This is a genomic window from Shewanella decolorationis S12 (assembly GCF_000485795.1).
Taxonomy (GTDB): Bacteria; Pseudomonadota; Gammaproteobacteria; order Enterobacterales; family Shewanellaceae; genus Shewanella; species Shewanella decolorationis.
In genome coordinates this window covers 48,451-65,248 of sequence record NZ_AXZL01000055.1, presented here as the reverse complement: position 1 = coordinate 65,248, position 16,798 = coordinate 48,451, and the positions used below count along the sequence as shown (strand labels likewise).

Genomic DNA, 16,798 nt, shown 5'->3' with positions numbered 1-16,798 from the left:
TGGCAATCTGTGCTTCACAGCGAATACGATTTGTATGTTACAAAGCGTGACTTTAGTGAGTCATCATTTAAGCAAGTCTTAATGTAAATTTTGATTGGTTTGATCTGCGCTTGGGCGCTGTAGGAGAGACCTATGTTGCAAGTTCGCGTTTGTTTATCGGTTTTGGGAGTTCAGTTATGAAAGACTCACATGCTAACGCTCCACAGACATCATCAAATGGTCATGAGCCTGTGCAGGTTTCTTCGCATTTTAGTTGTTATCACCAGGCTGAAATTTACGGCAAAAGCAAAGTGGTTAAGGCGCCTTGGCAATCCTTTGGTTTGGCGGTATTTGCTGGCGCTTTTATTGCCTTAGCCTTTGTGTTTTATCTGACCGTCACTACTGGCGCGGGTGATAGTGCCTGGGGCTTAGTACGCCTCGTGGGCGGGATTGCCTTCAGCTTAGGCTTAATTTTGGTGGTGATTTGCGGCGGTGAGCTGTTTACCAGCTCAGTGCTGAGCAGCGTTGCATGGGCGCAAAAACAAGTGACTACCAGTGAATTGCTCAAATGCTGGAGCCGCGTGTATATCGGCAACTTTGTCGGTGCCATGTTAATGGTTGGCTTGATTATGGCGGCGGGTTTATATGAACTCGATGGCGGCAACTGGGGCTTAAATGCGCTAAAAGTGTCACAACATAAGCTACACCATACTTGGATACAGGCATTTAGCTTAGGTATTTTATGTAACATGTTGGTGTGTCTGGGTATTTGGATGACCTTCGCCAGCCGCGAATCCCTGACCAAAGCAATTTTGCTGATCCTCCCTGTAGCCATGTTTGTCAGCAGTGGTTTTGAACACAGTATTGCAAATCTGTTTATGGTGCCGCTTGGGATCACTATTCAATCGGTCGCCAGCCCTGAGTTTTTTGCTTCTTTAGGTGTGACCCAAGAACAATTTGCCGACTTAACCGTGGCACACTTCGTATTCAATAACTTAATTCCTGTGACCTTAGGGAACATTGTCGGCGGCGGTGTGATCGTCGGTCTCGGTTATTGGTGGATTGAGCAGGGCCAAATTGCCTTACCCGATCCGCAAAAATCCCATCAACCGCACTTTTTTGCGTCGCCCTTGCATACCGAAAAGGCGAAAAATAGCCAAGAGAGTAAGTAAGAGAGTTTGTAACTAAGCGAGTCAGTCGCTTAGGTTTGTGGTAAGTGTTCCTTGAGTGACTGTTTACCTTAGGCTTATAGAAATGCCCAGTGTGACTGGGCATTTTTTACTGTATTCGCCGTCGCAGACATTTTTATGCTGATTGCTTGTGTGTGATAGATGTAAGCATTTTGCGTATTCATGTAAGCGAATGAAGATTTTATGTACTGATTTACAGCGCTTTAGTTTATAGTGCGGCATTTTCCGTTTGACATAAAATGGCGCATCTATGACGACTCCACCCTCGACTCAGCCAACAAAAGCAGCTCAGACTGCTATGGCACCATCCGCTTCACATACTCCCTCAACCTTTCAAATGCCCGATACCTTAGTGATCATCTTTTTTGTGGCATTACTTGCGGGATTAATGACGTACTTTATCCCCATCGGCTCGTTTCAAACCCAAGAGGTGCATTATCTGGCCGATGGCGTCGATAAAGCGCGGACTGTGGTCGACCCTAGTTCTTTTGCCTATCAATTGGATGATGCGGGCGAGCCTAAATTGCAACCCGTAGCACTGTTTAAAGGCGAGGGCGGTGTTGGCTTTTTTAACTTCGCCTTTGAGGGCTTAACCTCGGGCTCTAAATGGGGCAGTGCGATTGGCGTGATCATGTTTATGTTGGTGATCGGCGGCTCCTTTGGGGTCGTGATGGCCACAGGCACCATAGATAACGGTATCTTAAAGTTAATCGATAAAACCCGTGGCAATGAAAAGTTATTCATTCCGGTGATATTTACGTTGTTTTCCTTAGGCGGCGCCGTGTTTGGCATGGGAGAAGAGGCCATTGCCTTCGCGATTATCATCTGCCCACTCATGATCCGTTTAGGGTATGACGGCATTACCACTGTGATGGTGACCTATGTGGCGACCCAAATTGGTTTTGCCAGTTCTTGGATGAATCCCTTCAGTGTGGCGATTGCCCAAGGGATTGCGGGGGTCCCAGTCCTTTCAGGCAGCGAGTTTCGCTTCCCCATGTGGGCTGGATTCACTTTGCTTGGCATTGTTTTTACCATGCGTTACGCCCATCGTATTCAGCAGCAACCCCATCTTTCCCATAGCTATCAGTCTGATGCTTATTTCCGTGAGCACCATGCTAATACAAAGCTCGAGAGCCGCTTTAATCTTGGGGATGTATTGGTGCTGTTGTTGTTAGTGTTAACTATGGTATGGGTGATTTGGGGCGTTGTGGCAAAGGCATGGTTTATCCCCGAGATCGCTAGTCAGTTTTTTACCATGGGTATAGTGGCCGGCGTTATTGGCTGCGTGTTTAAGCTCAATGGTTTAACGCTTAACAGGGTGGCGCAGAGTTTTAACGACGGCGCTAAAACCATGTTAGAGCCAGCACTTTTAGTGGGATGCGCCTCGGGGATTTTACTGCTCCTTGGTGGCGGCGCTCCGACGGAACCGAGTGTGCTTAATTCGATACTGAACAGTGCAGGTGGGGTGATTGGCCATCTGCCGGATGCACTCTCGGCGTGGTTTATGTTGTTATTTCAATCCGTATTCAACTTTTTTGTGACCTCAGGATCAGGGCAGGCCGCATTGACTATGCCACTGATGGCACCTCTCTCTGATATCGTCGGTGTAACGCGCCAGGTAGCGGTATTGGCCTTTCAACTCGGTGATGGTCTCACCAATATTATAGTGCCCACCTCTGCCTCTTTAATGGCGACCCTTGGCGTATGCCGCGTCGATTGGGGCAACTGGTTGAAATTTGTCTGGCGTTTTATGTTGCTGCTGATGTTGGTCTCAAGTGTGCTGGTGATAGGGGCGCACTATCTAGAATTTAACTAGGAGCGAGGATTTAGCTAAGCGTTAGGGATAACCTAAAACAGCGGGTAAATAGGCTAAGGGCTAACTCAGTCGAACGGTGAAAAAGGAGATAAAAAAACGGCATCCGAAGATGCCGTTTTTGTTGATACTAATTTATATTAGAACTTTTGAGTATAAGTCATTGTGTATGTACGTCCGTATAGGTTGTACAGTGATGAATCATATTCTAAATCAGAGTTTAGTACTGGGTCTTCGTTAGTTAAGTTACGGATACCCAAGCCAATTTTACCATTCCAAGACGTGTTATAAGCGTAGCTTAAGTCAAACGTTGTTTGGGACGTTAAGTGACCGATTTGTTGATAGGTCTTAGGATCGGTACGTTCTGCTTGACTGTCGATATATTGAGAAATAATCGACGCTGAATGTTCACCGTAAGTCCAGTCAATTGCCCAAGTGAAACGAATTTGTGGCATGCCATTGCGACCAATCTTATCGTTTACTGGACCGTCAAAGTACTCTTCTTCGTCATAGTTCAATACGTAAGTTAAATCGTAGCTGGTGCCAAACTCACCGATTGCTGTTTCAAAACCTGAGTAAGTGATGTTGAAGTCAATACCTGAGGTTTCAAAACCATTACCGTTTGCTTTTGGTGTAGTTGCGGCCAGTAATTTACCATCTGCAGTGTTACCAGCACGGACAATTTCACCACGGCTTAAGTTGCCATAACCTACTTTTTGTTCTTCTTTTAACAGTGAGTCTAAAGACACAAAAGTGATTACATCATCAATCTTCAGGTTATAGTATTCAACTTTAGTGCTTAGGTTATCAGTGATATCCCACACTAAACCTAAGTTGTAGAAGTCTGATGTTTCAGGATCAAGCTCTTTGTTTGCTTTACGTGTCACGTCATACTGTTTTGCCTTACATTCAGCAACAGGCGTGCCTTGTACGTCGCAGTAGTGGTAGTCAGTCGCAGTATCTGCACTAAATGCATCTGCAGCGAGTAAGTCAGATAATGACGGAGCACGGAAACCTTGTCCCCAAGAAGCGCGGAAAACAACACCATCAATAACTTGGTATCTTAATGCAACTTTAGGCGTAGTCGCTGAACCAAAGTCTGAGTATTTGTCGTAGCGGTAAGCTAAGTTCAACTCTAAATCTTCAGTTACAGGGATGATAGATTCCGCAAATACAGCGTAAACATCACGATCGCCTGATGAACCATTACCAGATGAACCAATAACATCACCGGCAGCAGTTTGCGCATCTACGTTCGCTTCGTATTTGTATTGAAGTGCTTCGGCACCCACATACCAACCAATGTTACCCGCTGGTAGTTCAATGGCCTCAAAGTTCACACCAGCATTCAGACTTTGGAATTCCATGATGTCTTGCTTGAGTGTTTGATGCGCCATGTCGGCGATAACAGAGGCAGAGTTACCTTCTGGACCGAAATTAAAGATACCGTCTTTAACATATTTTTCTACAGTCGGTCTGTGAACATAACCAGTACCATAGTTGCTGTTTTCAGCTAGGTTATAGTGGTAAGTCACATCCCAACCAAAGCTATCGTGACTACCCACTAATCCTAATTGAATATCAGTGCTGTAATCGATAGTGTTGGCATCGCGAGTCCCTACATCGGTAAAACGATAGTAAACACGGCCCGCATTTTGGTTTTTGTTTACACCAGTCATGTTGCCAGCGGCATCATAGTTTTGAACGTCTACTTGACCTGGAGCAACGTTGAACCAACCTGCGGCCGGGGCATATCGACCGAAGGTTTCATTGCGCGCGAAAAGGCCCTGTCCTTTGAAGGTAATTTCATCAGACAGTTCATATTCACCATTCACATAACCTGCAGTGTATGAACGTGCAGCATGGTCAGCAGCTTCTGAGGTATAGTCATAACCACAAACATAGTCACCACTACCTGCATCATAAATGTGGCCGCCGCCAACCATTTTCGGGTTATTACACGCAGTAAGTGGTTGGAAACCACCAGTCGTCATATCTAAGAAGTTACGGGCATAGATAGACACACCAGTGGTATCATCAAACTTAGGTGCTAAAACGTTGGTTGAGCTAGAGAACCAACGGTCACGTTGATAAATGATTTCACGATTTAAGTGTTCAAATGAGAAGGTCACGTTACCTTTTTCACCGACAGTACCACCCACAATGTGGGCTTTCCATTCTTCACCACCGTCCTGTGTCGGTTGTGTTGCTGTCGCTGAAACTTCTAGGCCTTCATAACCCTGTTTCAAAATAATGTTAACTACACCTGCTACCGCATCTGAACCATAAACCGCTGATGCGCCATCGGTTAACACTTCAACACGTTCAATCGCCGCAGTAGGGATAGTGTTCAAGTTGACGGCAGTACCACCTAAAGTGGGTGAACCAGGCATACGTTTGCCATTTAATAATACTAATGTACGGTCTGAACCTGCACCACGTAAGTTAATCGTGGCTTGAGACTGAGCGCTGCTACCTGAACGTTCAGAAAAAGAACCGAATGAGTTTAAGTTACTTCTTCTTAGAACATCAGTAATACTTAATTCGCCGGTCTTTTCAATTTGTGAAGCATCAATTGTAGTGACAGGTGAAGAACCTTCTAGATCGGTACGCTTAATACGTGAACCTGTTACTTCGATACGTTCAACTTTAGCACCATCTTCAGCAGCGATGGCTACAGAAGTTGATAATGCTGCCGTGGTCGCACCACCAATTAACGCAAAGCGAATCGCTTTAGCTAATACTGAATTAGCACGCATGTTATTCTCCCTAACTCTTATTTATTATTTCGTTTTTATTTTATTAAAAGGATTCTTTTGTAAATTAAAGAGTGTTCCTTTTAATTAGGTTCAGGATATAACCACAAGAATATAACAAGTGCAACAGTGTCAAGTTTTAACGAAATGTTAATTTTTGTTGTTAAAACAGAACAAACATGCGCTTCATCCCATTTTTGATATCTTTTATTATGTTTTCTATGATTAAAATGTTTTTTAATGGTTTAATTTGTTTAAAATTTGTTGTTTTTCGTTTTGATTTTGTTTGTTTTTGTTTTCTATTTTGGTTTTGGTGACATTTTAAATTTATTTCTTAATGAAAATATTATTTTATAGTCTATTGTACTGTTTGGTTTGATGGTTTTGAACTTAAGTTTAATTTAATGTTTGGTGTATCGTTTATTTTTTTGCTAAGCATGATGTTTAATCAAAAAGGTATATATCTATTTTTGGTTGAATTTTTAACATACTCCGTATCGTTATTTTGATGAATGTTAAATAGATAAAAGGAGTGAATATAAATTCACTCCTTTTATTCTGTATGTTATATTATTGGTTTGCTTATTAATTAATCTATTTTATTATACGGTTATCTATACTGATTATTTAAGCTCAACATGGTGGCTGGTAAAAATATAATCAATTGGGTTGGGTATGTAATGGGCTAAATACCGTATAACGACATAACAAACGACCAAGGTGGCAACCCCAAGTTCGAAGTCTGCAAGTAACCTTACCCATTGGGTGAGGTCGCTCATTTGACTAAATTGCGCGAGCCAGTGGGCGGTTTTAAACAGTGCTGTCGCGCCGATTACCATGGGAAAGGTGAACGCAGCATAGCCTGGGCTAAAGGGCAATTTGAGTAGATGGAAAAAAGCGAGATAAATCACAGCTGTCATCAATACTGCAATACTGGCCAATACGGCGACTAAGGCAATTGATGGCTGCTCGCACACGGTTAGGTAACCTGCAAGTGATAAGCTGGCTGGCGCAGCGAGGATGGCAATGGTGGGTTTAGCTGCATCGGGCACGGCCTGACAGAAGATTAATCGATAGAGCATCAATGGCAACATGACTAAATATGCGATCATACCGAAAGCTAGGATCAAGTTCACTAACCAAGGCGCGCCATTACTTGGGAAGGATACTGCCGCGACTATGATACCAATAGGTGGTACAAACCAGCTAGGGACCATATGCTCGAGTTTGAAGTCGATAGCGCGGAAGTAGATAAAAGCGCCTAGAAAGATGACATGGATAGCAATGGCGGTTAGCCAAAGGATTAAGCCTGCATGGGGGAAATAATGGCCGAGTAGGTTTGAAACCACCATTAACGCCATGGCGAATGTCGGGATTACGCTACCGACAACGGGATGGCTGAGTTCGTTCTTCAGCACTGTGGGATGCAGTATAAATTTTGCTGCAAGCAGTATTAGTAAGACAGAAGCAATAACGGCTCCCGTCAATTGGCCCCAACCATTGAGTGAGGGCATCACACTCTCCCAGGTCCAACCTAAGCTTGCAATCGCAAGGGCGAGGCCGCCCATAGGGCTAGGTAATTTTGCTGCCTGTGCCGTCCAACGTTTACGTTTTGAAGTCATGTTCGTTACCTCTCAACACTGACATTAATTCGATGTATCTATTTGTTAATGTCAGTGTATGACTGAGGTGTTGATAAATAAAATTGATTAATTTTATTCGTAGATTCAAATTTAATTACTTTCAAGGTTTGCGTTTACAACGCAGCAAAGTATGCCCAAGACCAAGGTTGTCAGTGTCTTCATCGACGTATAAACCTGCTTGATGTAGTAACTTTATCAAGTCCTTAGAGTGGTACATACGGCTATTACCATTGGCTATTGCAGTAAAATACAAGCTCGTCGCATTGACGCAATAGGCTGAGGCGGCGGAGGGTTGCCTGTCCCAGAAGGTTTCGACAATGAATAACTGGCTGTTTGGTGTCATCGCCTGAGCGGTACGTTGCAGAATGCTGAAGATTTGCTCTTTAGAGAAGCAATCGAGGAACTGGCTCATCCAATAGGTATCGGCGCCTTCGACAAAGGGACGTGATTCATCGAGCAAATCGGTGGCAAAGCTGTGGATCCGCTCGGCAAATCCATGCTTGGCGGCATTGTCTTTGGCAACGGCTAATTGCCCAGGGAAGTCCATTATAGTGACTTCTACTTCAGGGTTAAACTCACAGCAGCTTAGCGCCCATTTACCTGTATTTCCGCCAATATCGACTAAGTGCTTGGGAGAGTGGGCAAACACTAAGGGTAAAATCTGTGGAAAAGCATGATCAGAATAATAGTGATCGAAGGTAAACCAGCTGTCCTTAGCATCAGCTGGTAAATCCTTAAGGGCGGGGTAAATCGTTTGCCAATCACCAAATACCGCTAAACCCGCTGGTTTACCCTCGACTAAGGCTTTATCGAGTTGAAACAGACCTTGATAACACACGTCCTGCACAAAATTGAGGTTAATGGCCGCCATATCATCGTGCAGTAAAAAATAGCCTGTTTTATCGAGCACATAGGCATCGCCATTGAGCCATACCAGCCCCATGCTCAATCCCATATCGAGCAACACGCCAAGGGCGTATTCGTTTAACACACTGGTTTGCGCGAGTTGAGCAATGTTCAGCCCTTGTTCGCCTGCTCGGTCAATGGTGGCTAATACTTCAAACTTCAGTAGGCAATGGGCTACCTGAAAGCTAATAGGTGCAAAGGCGATCTTTTGCGCCTCAAACTTAGCATCAAAGGCTCTTAATTCTTTCGGCGAGTGGTAAAAAGACATAAAAAACGGGCGTTAACATTGAGGAGGCCTATTTATAACGCACTGAATTGTTAAAGCTAGTTTGGCACGGGAAAACTATGAGCTGCGTCCTACTTAATCTATGGATCAATATCATTGGTGAATGATATCTAGTGAATGAGGTTCGTTATTTGGGAGGTGTTCGAGACTCAATGGTGCATGGTTTAGCAAATTGCTACAAAAAACTGAAACCTCAACAGGCTATAGCAGTAAGTGTTACACTGGAGGAAAAAGTAACCGAAAACGCTGGGGCAATCCCCTAAAAACCTTAACGCACACAGGATGTTAGTTATAAAAATACCCAGCAGTGCTGGGTATTTTTGTCAGCAAACTTGACCGCTTACTGAATGTTCTCTTCGTCTCCAAACTGGCCTTGGAACAGTACAGACGATAAGTAACGCTCGGCAGCTGAAGGTAGGATAACCACAATGTTTTTATCCGCAAACTCTGGCAGAGCCGCGATGCGGTTCGCCGCAACCACAGCAGCACCAGAAGAAATACCGACTAAAATGCCTTCTTCTTGCATTAAGCGGCGCGCCATGTCGATGGCTTCATCGTTGGTGACGGTTTCTACGCGATCGATTAACTCAAGATCTAAGTTGCCAGGGATAAAACCTGCGCCAATACCTTGAATTTTGTGTGGACCCGGTTGCACAGGTAATCCGGCCAGAGTCTGGGTGATAACTGGCGAGTCAGCGGGTTCTACCGCAACAGAAGTAATGGCTTTGCCAGCAACTTTTTTCAGGTAACGGCTCACGCCAGTGATGGTTCCACCTGTACCCACGCCCGCAACAAACACATCCACAGCACCATCGGTATCGTTCCAGATCTCTGGACCTGTGGTCTTTTCGTGGATTTCAGGGTTTGCAGGGTTATTAAACTGCTGCAGCATAATGTATTTTTCAGGCGCTGATTGACGGATTTCTTCCGCTTTATCAATAGCACCTTTCATGCCTTTTGCGCCTTCGGTCAGCACTAGGTTTGCACCTAAGGCTTTAAGCAGTTTACGACGCTCTAGGCTCATGGTGTTTGGCATAGTTAATGTCAGCTTGTAACCACGGGCGGCCGCCACATAGGCTAAGGCAATCCCAGTGTTACCTGAGGTAGGCTCAATCAGTTCGTGATCTTTGGTGAGCAGGCCTTTTTTCTCGGCATCCCAAATCATATTGGCACCGATACGGCATTTGACACTGAAACTTGGATTACGTGCTTCGACCTTTGCCAGCACTTTACCTTGGCTTACGCGGTTTAAACGCACTAACGGGGTGTTGCCAATAGTATATGAATTGTCTTCGAAAATTTTGCTCATGGATTGCTTGCTCCTATGTTTGCACTACTGAATCATAATCACCTGTGGCGCATTTAGAAGTGATTGTTTGTTCTTCTTTATTCGATTTGGTTATTAAAGGTAATTCTGTTATTTCGCAAAGCCGGATTGGCACTGACGTTAACTGTGTTAACCTCTTGCTAACATCAATAAAAATAACCTGTAAATAAGAATAACCACTTGATGTGTCACTTATAAAACTTCTATCGGAATCGGATTGCTACCCACATGAAGCAACAACAAACGGACTTGGGCAAAGATCCAAGAACTATGGTCACCCCTAAGGCATTCACTATTGCCGAATCGGTACTTTACACCCCATTAGCGACGCCATTTAAGCGTGCGCTGGCGATGTTAATCGATGGTTTATTTATCACTATTTTAGCCGAACAAATGGATTGGCTGTTTGTTCTGCTGGTGGTGGGGATTATTTATATTGAGAAACGCAGTCGTCAGTTTGGTCGATTACTCAAATGGGGCCTCTATGCCGCCATGCTGGGGTTGATGCTCTTTAGCTCGGCGGGGAATTTGTGGAACTTCCATCAATCGAGTAAAACTTCCCGCGAAAAGGTTTCTGCCCCTCAAGATATTAATGCTGTTGTTAAGGCGATTCCAGATCTTGTCTCCCTTGGACTCTGTGAAAATACCGATTGTGCCCGTGAACAGATCCGTGCTTTGCAGCAAACGCTCGAAACTCAGACGCTCGAAAATGTGCCCATTGAGGGGATGTCGGCAGTTGAGCGCCGCGATATGGTGTTAGATACTTTAGATAGCACGGAGTTATCCGAGACCGATAAAGCACTGTTACGTGATGAAATTATGGCGGGTAGTCTCTGGCCCGAGGTAAAAGGGGGCGAAGTCACCCTAGATTCAACCAAGGGCTTAGCTAAAAATTCAACCAAGGATTCAAGCACATTACCACCTTCTTCAAAGCCAAATCAGTCGCTCGCAAACCAATCGCCCGATGGCACGCATGAAGCTGTTTCTGCACCTGAGTCAATAACCGATGGATTAGCCAACGCTCAAACCGATAATCGAGCGGCAATGGAAAATGCTCCCTTAGTTCCTGACATCAATCTCAATCCAGCACATCAAACCGAAAGCCCTAACAGTGAAGCCGATGATGAAGAAGAGAGTGACACTCGCAGTGTGCTAGCGTGGATCAAAGGCTTTATGAGCGATATGGGCTTAGGTTTTGGCTGGGCCGCATTTTACTTCACTGTGTTTACCGCCAAATTTGATGGTCAGACCTTAGGCAAGAAACTCTTAGGCATCCGCGTTATCCAACTCGATGGCGCTAAAATCAGCCTTTGGGGGGCATTTGGCCGTTATGGCGGTTATGCTGCGGGCTTCACGACGGGCTTACTGGGCTTTATGCAGATATTTTGGGATGCCAATCGGCAGGGGATCCAAGATAAAATATCTTCCACAGTCGTGATAGACTTAGCGCAAATGCATAAAAAGCAACAATTAGAGCAGCAACAGGCGCAGGCTGAACACGCATTGGCCGCCGTGCCAACACAGAATAATGCGACGTCTGCTCACCTTACAACAAGCACCCGTTCGGAGCACCTATGAAACAGGTCGTTATTTCTGGCAGCGGTTTATTTACGCCGCCACACAGTATTTCTAATGAAGCTTTGGTGGAGAGCTTCAACGCTTATGTAGATATGTTTAACCTTGAAAATGCAGGATTAATTGAGCAGGGCCATGTTGAGCCGCTGTCTTATTCCTCCAGTGAGTTTATCGAGAAAGCCTCGGGCATCAAACACAGATATGTGATGGTTAAAGACGGCATTCTCGATCCTGAAATCATGATGCCACTTATTCCTGAGCGCAGCAGTGACCAGTTATCTATGCAGGCCGAAATTGGGGTTGAGGCGGCAGTGATGGCGCTTAAGCAAGCGGATGTGAAGGCCGAGCAAATCGATTTAGTGATCGTTGCCTGTGCTTATACGCAGCGCGCTTATCCAGCGATGGCAATTGAAATCCAGCGGGCACTCGGTACCCGTGGCTATGGCTACGATATGCAGGTTGCCTGTTCTTCAGCAACCTTTGCTATTGTGGCCGCCGCTAATGCTATTGCGACGGGCTCGGCGTCGCGCGTGTTAGTGATTAACCCCGAAATTTGTTCGGCGCAGGTCAATTACCGTGATCGTGACAGTCACTTTATCTTCGGCGATGTAGCGACCGCCATGGTGCTCGAAGAGCAAAGCCTAGTGGCCGCCAATAAGGGCTTTAACATTGTTTCAAGTCGTTGTTTTACTGACTACTCGAACAATATTCGCAGTAATTTCGGTTTTTTAAATCGCTGCGACCCAAGCTCGGCGCATCAGGCGGATAAGTTATTCCATCAGCAGGGCCGCAAAGTTTTTAAAGAACTGTTGCCGATGATTTATCAGCATTTAGACGAGCATCTGGCCGAGCAATCCCTTACACCACAGTCCTTTAAACGTTTGTGGTTGCATCAAGCCAATATCAACATGAATCAATTTGTGGTGAAAAAACTGCTAGGGGATGAGGTAACGCCAGAGCAAGCGCCCGTGGTGCTCGATGAGTATGCCAATACCGCCTCCGCAGGCTCTGTGATTGCCTTCCATAAATATTCCACTGACTTTAATGCGGGCGATTTAGGGCTATTAAGTTCCTTTGGCGCGGGCTACTCTATCGGTAGCGTGATTTTGCAAAAACGCTAAATCGACTCAGGCCCCATTGCCAGCAATGGGGCCTTCGCTTTTATATTAGCATATTGATTAAACGGCTTGATGCGGTACCTTAGCCGAAAATGCCTTTACTCAGACAAGGCAGTTAGCTGCCTAAAAAACACTTTTTTAAAGCCTCAGTTGCAATGCGAGAACCTGTCACCATGACGCTTCTTTACCCTGATTCGGATATTCCGTTTCATCCCAATCCTGGCTGGTTTCTTGGCGCCTTTAATTGTTATGACTGTGAGGAAACGCTCGGGGAAACACTCAATCGCTACGATCCTTTAGACTCTGCGCAATTGCAAGCGCTGTACGATGCTTATGTGTTTGATGAGTTTAGTGAAGAGTTGGGATTTACCTCTGCCCACAGGGTCGCGATGGCGACAAATCTAATCGCTGCGCTGAGTGAGACAAAGCATGATTTCACCGATTATTTAGCGATTGATGAGAGCGAGGAGGAATGGTGTTTTCCTTCAGCGTGGGTATTCCCTAAGCCACGCTATCCCTTTGAGCAGGCGTATCTTGCGCTGCTGCGACATTGGGGCGCGGAGCTCACCGAAATCGGGATTGCACTTCCCAGCCCAAGCTTATTGGGTATTTATGAGTCTTAGTTAGAATCTCGATTTAAGCCCACAAGCCTTGTTGTGGGATTTATGCAAAATCTTTCAGCCTAGAGCAACCAGGCGTAGCTTAGCTTCATAAAATAGGTCTTCTCATCCCGAGTGAGCCGCGTGAGTTCATCATCCGAGATTAAACTGTCGGAATAGCCCAAATAGAACACGCTCTGGGGATTGAGTTTGTAGCCATAGAGGATTTCATTACCTAAGTGTGCCTCTTTGCTATCGGGTATCGAATACAAATACTGCGCAAGATTACGCTCGATTTGGGTGTAAATGCTCGATAGGCGAATAAAGCTGTGCAGACTCAGTTGCCAGTGCAGGCGAACATCCGAGAGATTTGCGGTAAAGAGTTTATCCTGCTCGACTTCCATATGTTGATATTGATGGGAAACATCTACCGACAGGCCGTTGGCAATTTTCCATTTAAACATCGGATTGATTAAGGTTTTTGTGCCTAAGCGATCGTTAAGAAAGTCAATCTCATCGCCGTAATGGATCTCCAGCTCAAGGTTGAGGGCAGAGGTGGGCGTAATTGCGCCGTAAAGCCAGCCTTGGGTTTCTTGGTATTGATTGCTGTTACCTAACACCGCCAGTTGCGCGCTGTCATGGCGTGGGCCGACGCGTTCACGGGTTTCTATCCCAAAAGATAGCTCGCTCTGCAGCGCGCCATACATTTCCCAAAAGATCTCAAACTCTTGCTCGAGCTGCTCCCCGGCTTGATTGTGGGTGATATCCCAGTCGCCACCGAATTTAATCTTGTTAAATACGGTTTCGGGATACCAAATTAAGCCTCCACCGGCCATAAAGGTGCGGTAATCAATTTTTTCCACAAAGCCTAAATCGGCACGAAAATTAGGGGAAACATCGTGATATTCACTGTAGGCAAACCAATCGCGGGCATTGTGTTCATAGGTCAGTTGATACAGGGCGCCACTGAAATCCCGATCCGATTGGCTTCGTAACACTTGCTCATTCACTTGGCATTGGCCGAGCTCACAGCTTAATGGCGTTTGGCCGCAAAGCAGCCCTTCTGTGAGTTCTCCCTCCACATTGCCACAAAATTGTTGGTACAGGGCCGTGGGGTAACGTGTCTGGGAATGGGCGACCTGAGCGGTAAAGATATCCTGGGCTGTCGGTTGGTATTTCGCATCTAAGCTCATGACATAATTATGGTAATCATTTTGCTCGGCAAATTCAGTTAGTTGATTGTCGGCACTGCTCTTTGCCGTGATAAGACCACCAAAGGAGAAGGTTTTATCCATGTCGAAGCGGTAACGCGCCGCCAAGTTAAGGCTTTCTTCCCCTAAGGTGGTGACCTCAGAACTTAAATTACCCGGCATCAAAAAGGTCGTTTGGCTGTCATTGGCGGCCAGCAATGCCCAAGTGTGTTGCTCGGTTTGGCTGGTGAGTTTCAGCCCATAGTCCGGCGATACAATATTGCGGGTATGCAGCAGATTCACTTGGGTATCGAAGTAGTCTTTATTGTCGAGGAAGAAGGGGCGTTTCTCATCAAAAAACAGCGCAAAAGTGCTGTTGATATCGAGCTGTCCAGCATCGGACTCCACCTGGGAGAAATCGGGATTAATGGTGGCATTTAGCAAGGTGCGCGAGTTAATGCCCCAGCGCAAATCGAGCCCAGGCTCATAGTTACTCTCGGTTTGCCAGCCATTTGCGCTTTTTTGCTCATTGCGATTGGCGACAAAGGACGGAGTAATTTGCAGGTCTTGTCCTTGCTTGGCGGAGGCTAAGCCCGTGGCGACGCCGAGCTGACAGAGCTGGCAACTGATGTTGCGATCGATTTTGTGGGTGGAGATGCGATAATTTTCATTGCGAGGATAGTAGCGAATAAGCTCAAATCCCCATTCTTGAACAGGCTTTTTATCGTCAAAGTTAAATAGTCGTAATGGCAGCTCGACTTCCACCTGATAACCCTCGGCGGTGATTTTTCCGGCGGTTTTCCAAATGCCGTCCCAAGCTTCGCTCTCTTCGCCCGTGAGCTCATTCTCTATCGAGTCTAGTTGCACGCCCACTGGGTTGATAAAAAACTGATAGGCCAAACGCGCGTTGTTAAAGGTATCGAGCTTGATCCCCACCAGATCGTCGCCCCAGAGATTATCCCTGTCCTTGAGTGTGGCGCGAATATGTTGTGGCTGACTGTCTTTAGCGGTAAATGCCACAAATAGGCTGGTTTGGGTCGCGTAGATTCTGGCCTCGGTGTAAACGGGCGCCGCGATGTTTTCACCGGGTTGAGTCTCATAGCCTAGCTCGACCTGCGCCGCGTGCTGCCACACCGCCTCATCAAATTCGCCATCAATATTGGCGGCATCCTCTAAGGTCGGAATCGTTAATTGAAATTGGCTAACTGAGCCGGCCTGACTTGGCAAACTGAGAAAAACCATGCTCGATAGTAGAAAGGGGAGAAACGTCTTCAACAACTGGGCCCAAAATAATCCGTAAATAACGCGCAGTGTGCCAGAAGTTATTAGTTAACAAGAATGAGTAATTGTTACAAGGATTGTATTTGGATTGAGTTAGAACCAAAGTGCACTGGATGGCGGTCATCCAGTGCGATAAGGATGATTATTCAGGTGCGACCACAGGATTACGGTAAGCTTCGCGGTACTTATCGACCCACATGGCGGTGGCACCACAAATCGCCACTGGCATCACGATAAAGTTGACGACGGGGATCATCGAAAACAGGGTTACAGTCGCACCAAAGGTAAAGCTGGTGCCGCGGGTTTGATTAAGGGCAAAGCGCATATCCTTGAAGCTCACCTTATGGTTATCAAAGGGATAGTCACAGTATTGAATCGCCATCATCCAAGCGCTGAATAAAAACCACAGGATAGGAGCTAAGGTTTGCCCCACCATGGGCACTAAAAACAGCAGCAAAAACACCAGCGCACGGGGCAAGTAGTATTTAAGTTTGATCCATTCACGGCCGAGAATGCGCGGCAAGTCTTTGACTATGTCCATGCCCGAGCCTGTATTCATCGGTTTACCGGTCAATAACTGCTCGACCTTTTCGGCCAGCAAGCCATTAAAGGGCGCGGCCAGCCAGTTCATCACCGAACTAAAGACAAACGCCAACATCACCAACATAGTGGTTACCGCTAACGGCCAGAGCAAAAAGTTAAGCCAACTTAAGTATTCGGGGAGCTGGGCATTCATCCAAGTGAAGAGCACATCGAGCTGCCCAATCGCCACATAGATAACCGCCGCAAACAGCACTAAGTTGATCATTAAGGGAATAAATACAAAGGTGCGCAGGCCTTTACGTTTGATTAAACCAAAGCCATCGAGAAAATAATTCACACCACTTTTACCCTGCGAAGGGGAGGAGGATTTCTGTGTCATATCGTCATTCCAAAAAAGTTGAGATAAAGCGTGAGATACAGATAAGTGCGATTGTGATCAACTCGTCGCGAGATGACAAGCTAAAAGACATATGAATTCAATAAAAAGCGTTACAAAATACTGCCTGCTTTGCTAAAGTTGGCCTCAGAATTCTATGACACGACTCGGGCTAATATTGGCCTGCATCCCTATATGTCATCGCCCCGATGGCTT

At 45.9% G+C, this 16,798-nt stretch carries 11 protein-coding genes; 5 read left to right on the top strand and 6 right to left on the bottom strand.

The window, feature by feature from the left end; genetic code table 11:
- Window positions 1-176 precede the first annotated feature (176 nt).
- Both focA and yfcC read left to right on the top strand, forming a co-directional pair.
- Window positions 177-1,151, top strand: coding sequence for a formate transporter FocA (gene focA / locus SHD_RS06250; protein ID WP_039977692.1), 975 nt, complete (start codon window positions 177-179; stop codon window positions 1,149-1,151).
- 268 nt (window positions 1,152-1,419) lie between these two features.
- Window positions 1,420-2,985: a putative basic amino acid antiporter YfcC gene (gene yfcC / locus SHD_RS06245; protein WP_167330617.1), complete on the top strand. Its 1,566-nt coding sequence runs from the start codon at window positions 1,420-1,422 to the stop codon at window positions 2,983-2,985.
- Between the two features lie 137 nt (window positions 2,986-3,122).
- Here the strand turns inward: yfcC and SHD_RS06240 are convergent, their stop codons facing one another.
- The 4 genes from SHD_RS06240 to cysK form a co-directional block, all read right to left on the bottom strand.
- Window positions 3,123-5,741 (bottom strand): TonB-dependent receptor plug domain-containing protein, encoded by a 2,619-nt coding sequence (locus SHD_RS06240; RefSeq protein WP_023266322.1) that lies wholly within the window; start codon window positions 5,739-5,741, stop codon window positions 3,123-3,125.
- A gap of 620 nt (window positions 5,742-6,361) precedes the next feature.
- On the bottom strand, window positions 6,362-7,360 hold the full coding sequence (locus tag SHD_RS06235) for a TDT family transporter (RefSeq protein ID WP_023266321.1): 999 nt from the start codon (window positions 7,358-7,360) through the stop codon (window positions 6,362-6,364).
- Window positions 7,361-7,481: 121 nt separating this feature from the next.
- Complete coding sequence (locus tag SHD_RS06230; protein ID WP_023266320.1) at window positions 7,482-8,555, bottom strand: methyltransferase; 1,074 nt, start codon at window positions 8,553-8,555, stop codon at window positions 7,482-7,484.
- A 358-nt stretch (window positions 8,556-8,913) separates the two neighbouring features.
- On the bottom strand, window positions 8,914-9,882 hold the full coding sequence (gene cysK / locus SHD_RS06225) for a cysteine synthase A (protein WP_011622282.1): 969 nt from the start codon (window positions 9,880-9,882) through the stop codon (window positions 8,914-8,916).
- A gap of 246 nt (window positions 9,883-10,128) precedes the next feature.
- Between cysK and SHD_RS06220 the strand changes: the two genes are divergently transcribed.
- The 3 genes from SHD_RS06220 (at window position 10,129) to SHD_RS06210 (ending at window position 13,216) form a co-directional block, all read left to right on the top strand.
- Window positions 10,129-11,478, top strand: coding sequence for an RDD family protein (locus tag SHD_RS06220; protein ID WP_023266319.1), 1,350 nt, complete (start codon window positions 10,129-10,131; stop codon window positions 11,476-11,478).
- The gene (locus tag SHD_RS06215; protein ID WP_023266318.1) at window positions 11,475-12,596 is read left to right on the top strand and encodes a beta-ketoacyl-ACP synthase III; all 1,122 of its coding nucleotides are present in this window, start codon (window positions 11,475-11,477) and stop codon (window positions 12,594-12,596) included. Before SHD_RS06220 ends, SHD_RS06215 begins: the two co-directional genes overlap by 4 nt.
- A gap of 152 nt (window positions 12,597-12,748) precedes the next feature.
- Entirely contained in the window at window positions 12,749-13,216 is a 468-nt protein-coding gene (locus SHD_RS06210) for a hypothetical protein (protein WP_023266317.1), read from the top strand.
- Window positions 13,217-13,275: 59 nt separating this feature from the next.
- On the opposite strand, the gene SHD_RS06205 is transcribed toward SHD_RS06210, so the two are convergent.
- Both SHD_RS06205 and cysZ read right to left on the bottom strand, forming a co-directional pair.
- Window positions 13,276-15,624, bottom strand: a complete 2,349-nt coding sequence (locus SHD_RS06205) for a carbohydrate binding family 9 domain-containing protein (protein WP_023266316.1) — start codon at window positions 15,622-15,624, stop codon at window positions 13,276-13,278.
- A gap of 181 nt (window positions 15,625-15,805) precedes the next feature.
- Complete coding sequence (gene cysZ, locus SHD_RS06200; protein ID WP_023266315.1) at window positions 15,806-16,585, bottom strand: sulfate transporter CysZ; 780 nt, start codon at window positions 16,583-16,585, stop codon at window positions 15,806-15,808.
- Window positions 16,586-16,798: the final 213 nt, after the last annotated feature.

Excerpts from the sequence above, each read along its gene's own strand:
- focA (WP_039977692.1), top strand. The coding sequence starts at position 177 with ATGAAAGACTCACATGCTAACGCTCCACAGACATCATCAAATGGTCAT.
- yfcC (WP_167330617.1), top strand. The coding sequence starts at position 1,420 with ATGACGACTCCACCCTCGACTCAGCCAACAAAAGCAGCTCAGACTGCT.
- cysZ (WP_023266315.1), bottom strand. The coding sequence starts at position 16,585 with ATGACACAGAAATCCTCCTCCCCTTCGCAGGGTAAAAGTGGTGTGAAT.
- SHD_RS06220 (WP_023266319.1), top strand. The coding sequence starts at position 10,129 with ATGAAGCAACAACAAACGGACTTGGGCAAAGATCCAAGAACTATGGTC.
- SHD_RS06235 (WP_023266321.1), bottom strand. The coding sequence starts at position 7,360 with ATGACTTCAAAACGTAAACGTTGGACGGCACAGGCAGCAAAATTACCT.
- cysK (WP_011622282.1), bottom strand. The coding sequence starts at position 9,882 with ATGAGCAAAATTTTCGAAGACAATTCATATACTATTGGCAACACCCCG.
- SHD_RS06240 (WP_023266322.1), bottom strand. The coding sequence starts at position 5,741 with ATGCGTGCTAATTCAGTATTAGCTAAAGCGATTCGCTTTGCGTTAATT.
- SHD_RS06230 (WP_023266320.1), bottom strand. The coding sequence starts at position 8,555 with ATGTCTTTTTACCACTCGCCGAAAGAATTAAGAGCCTTTGATGCTAAG.
- SHD_RS06210 (WP_023266317.1), top strand. The coding sequence starts at position 12,749 with ATGCGAGAACCTGTCACCATGACGCTTCTTTACCCTGATTCGGATATT.
- SHD_RS06205 (WP_023266316.1), bottom strand. The coding sequence starts at position 15,624 with ATGGTTTTTCTCAGTTTGCCAAGTCAGGCCGGCTCAGTTAGCCAATTT.
- SHD_RS06215 (WP_023266318.1), top strand. The coding sequence starts at position 11,475 with ATGAAACAGGTCGTTATTTCTGGCAGCGGTTTATTTACGCCGCCACAC.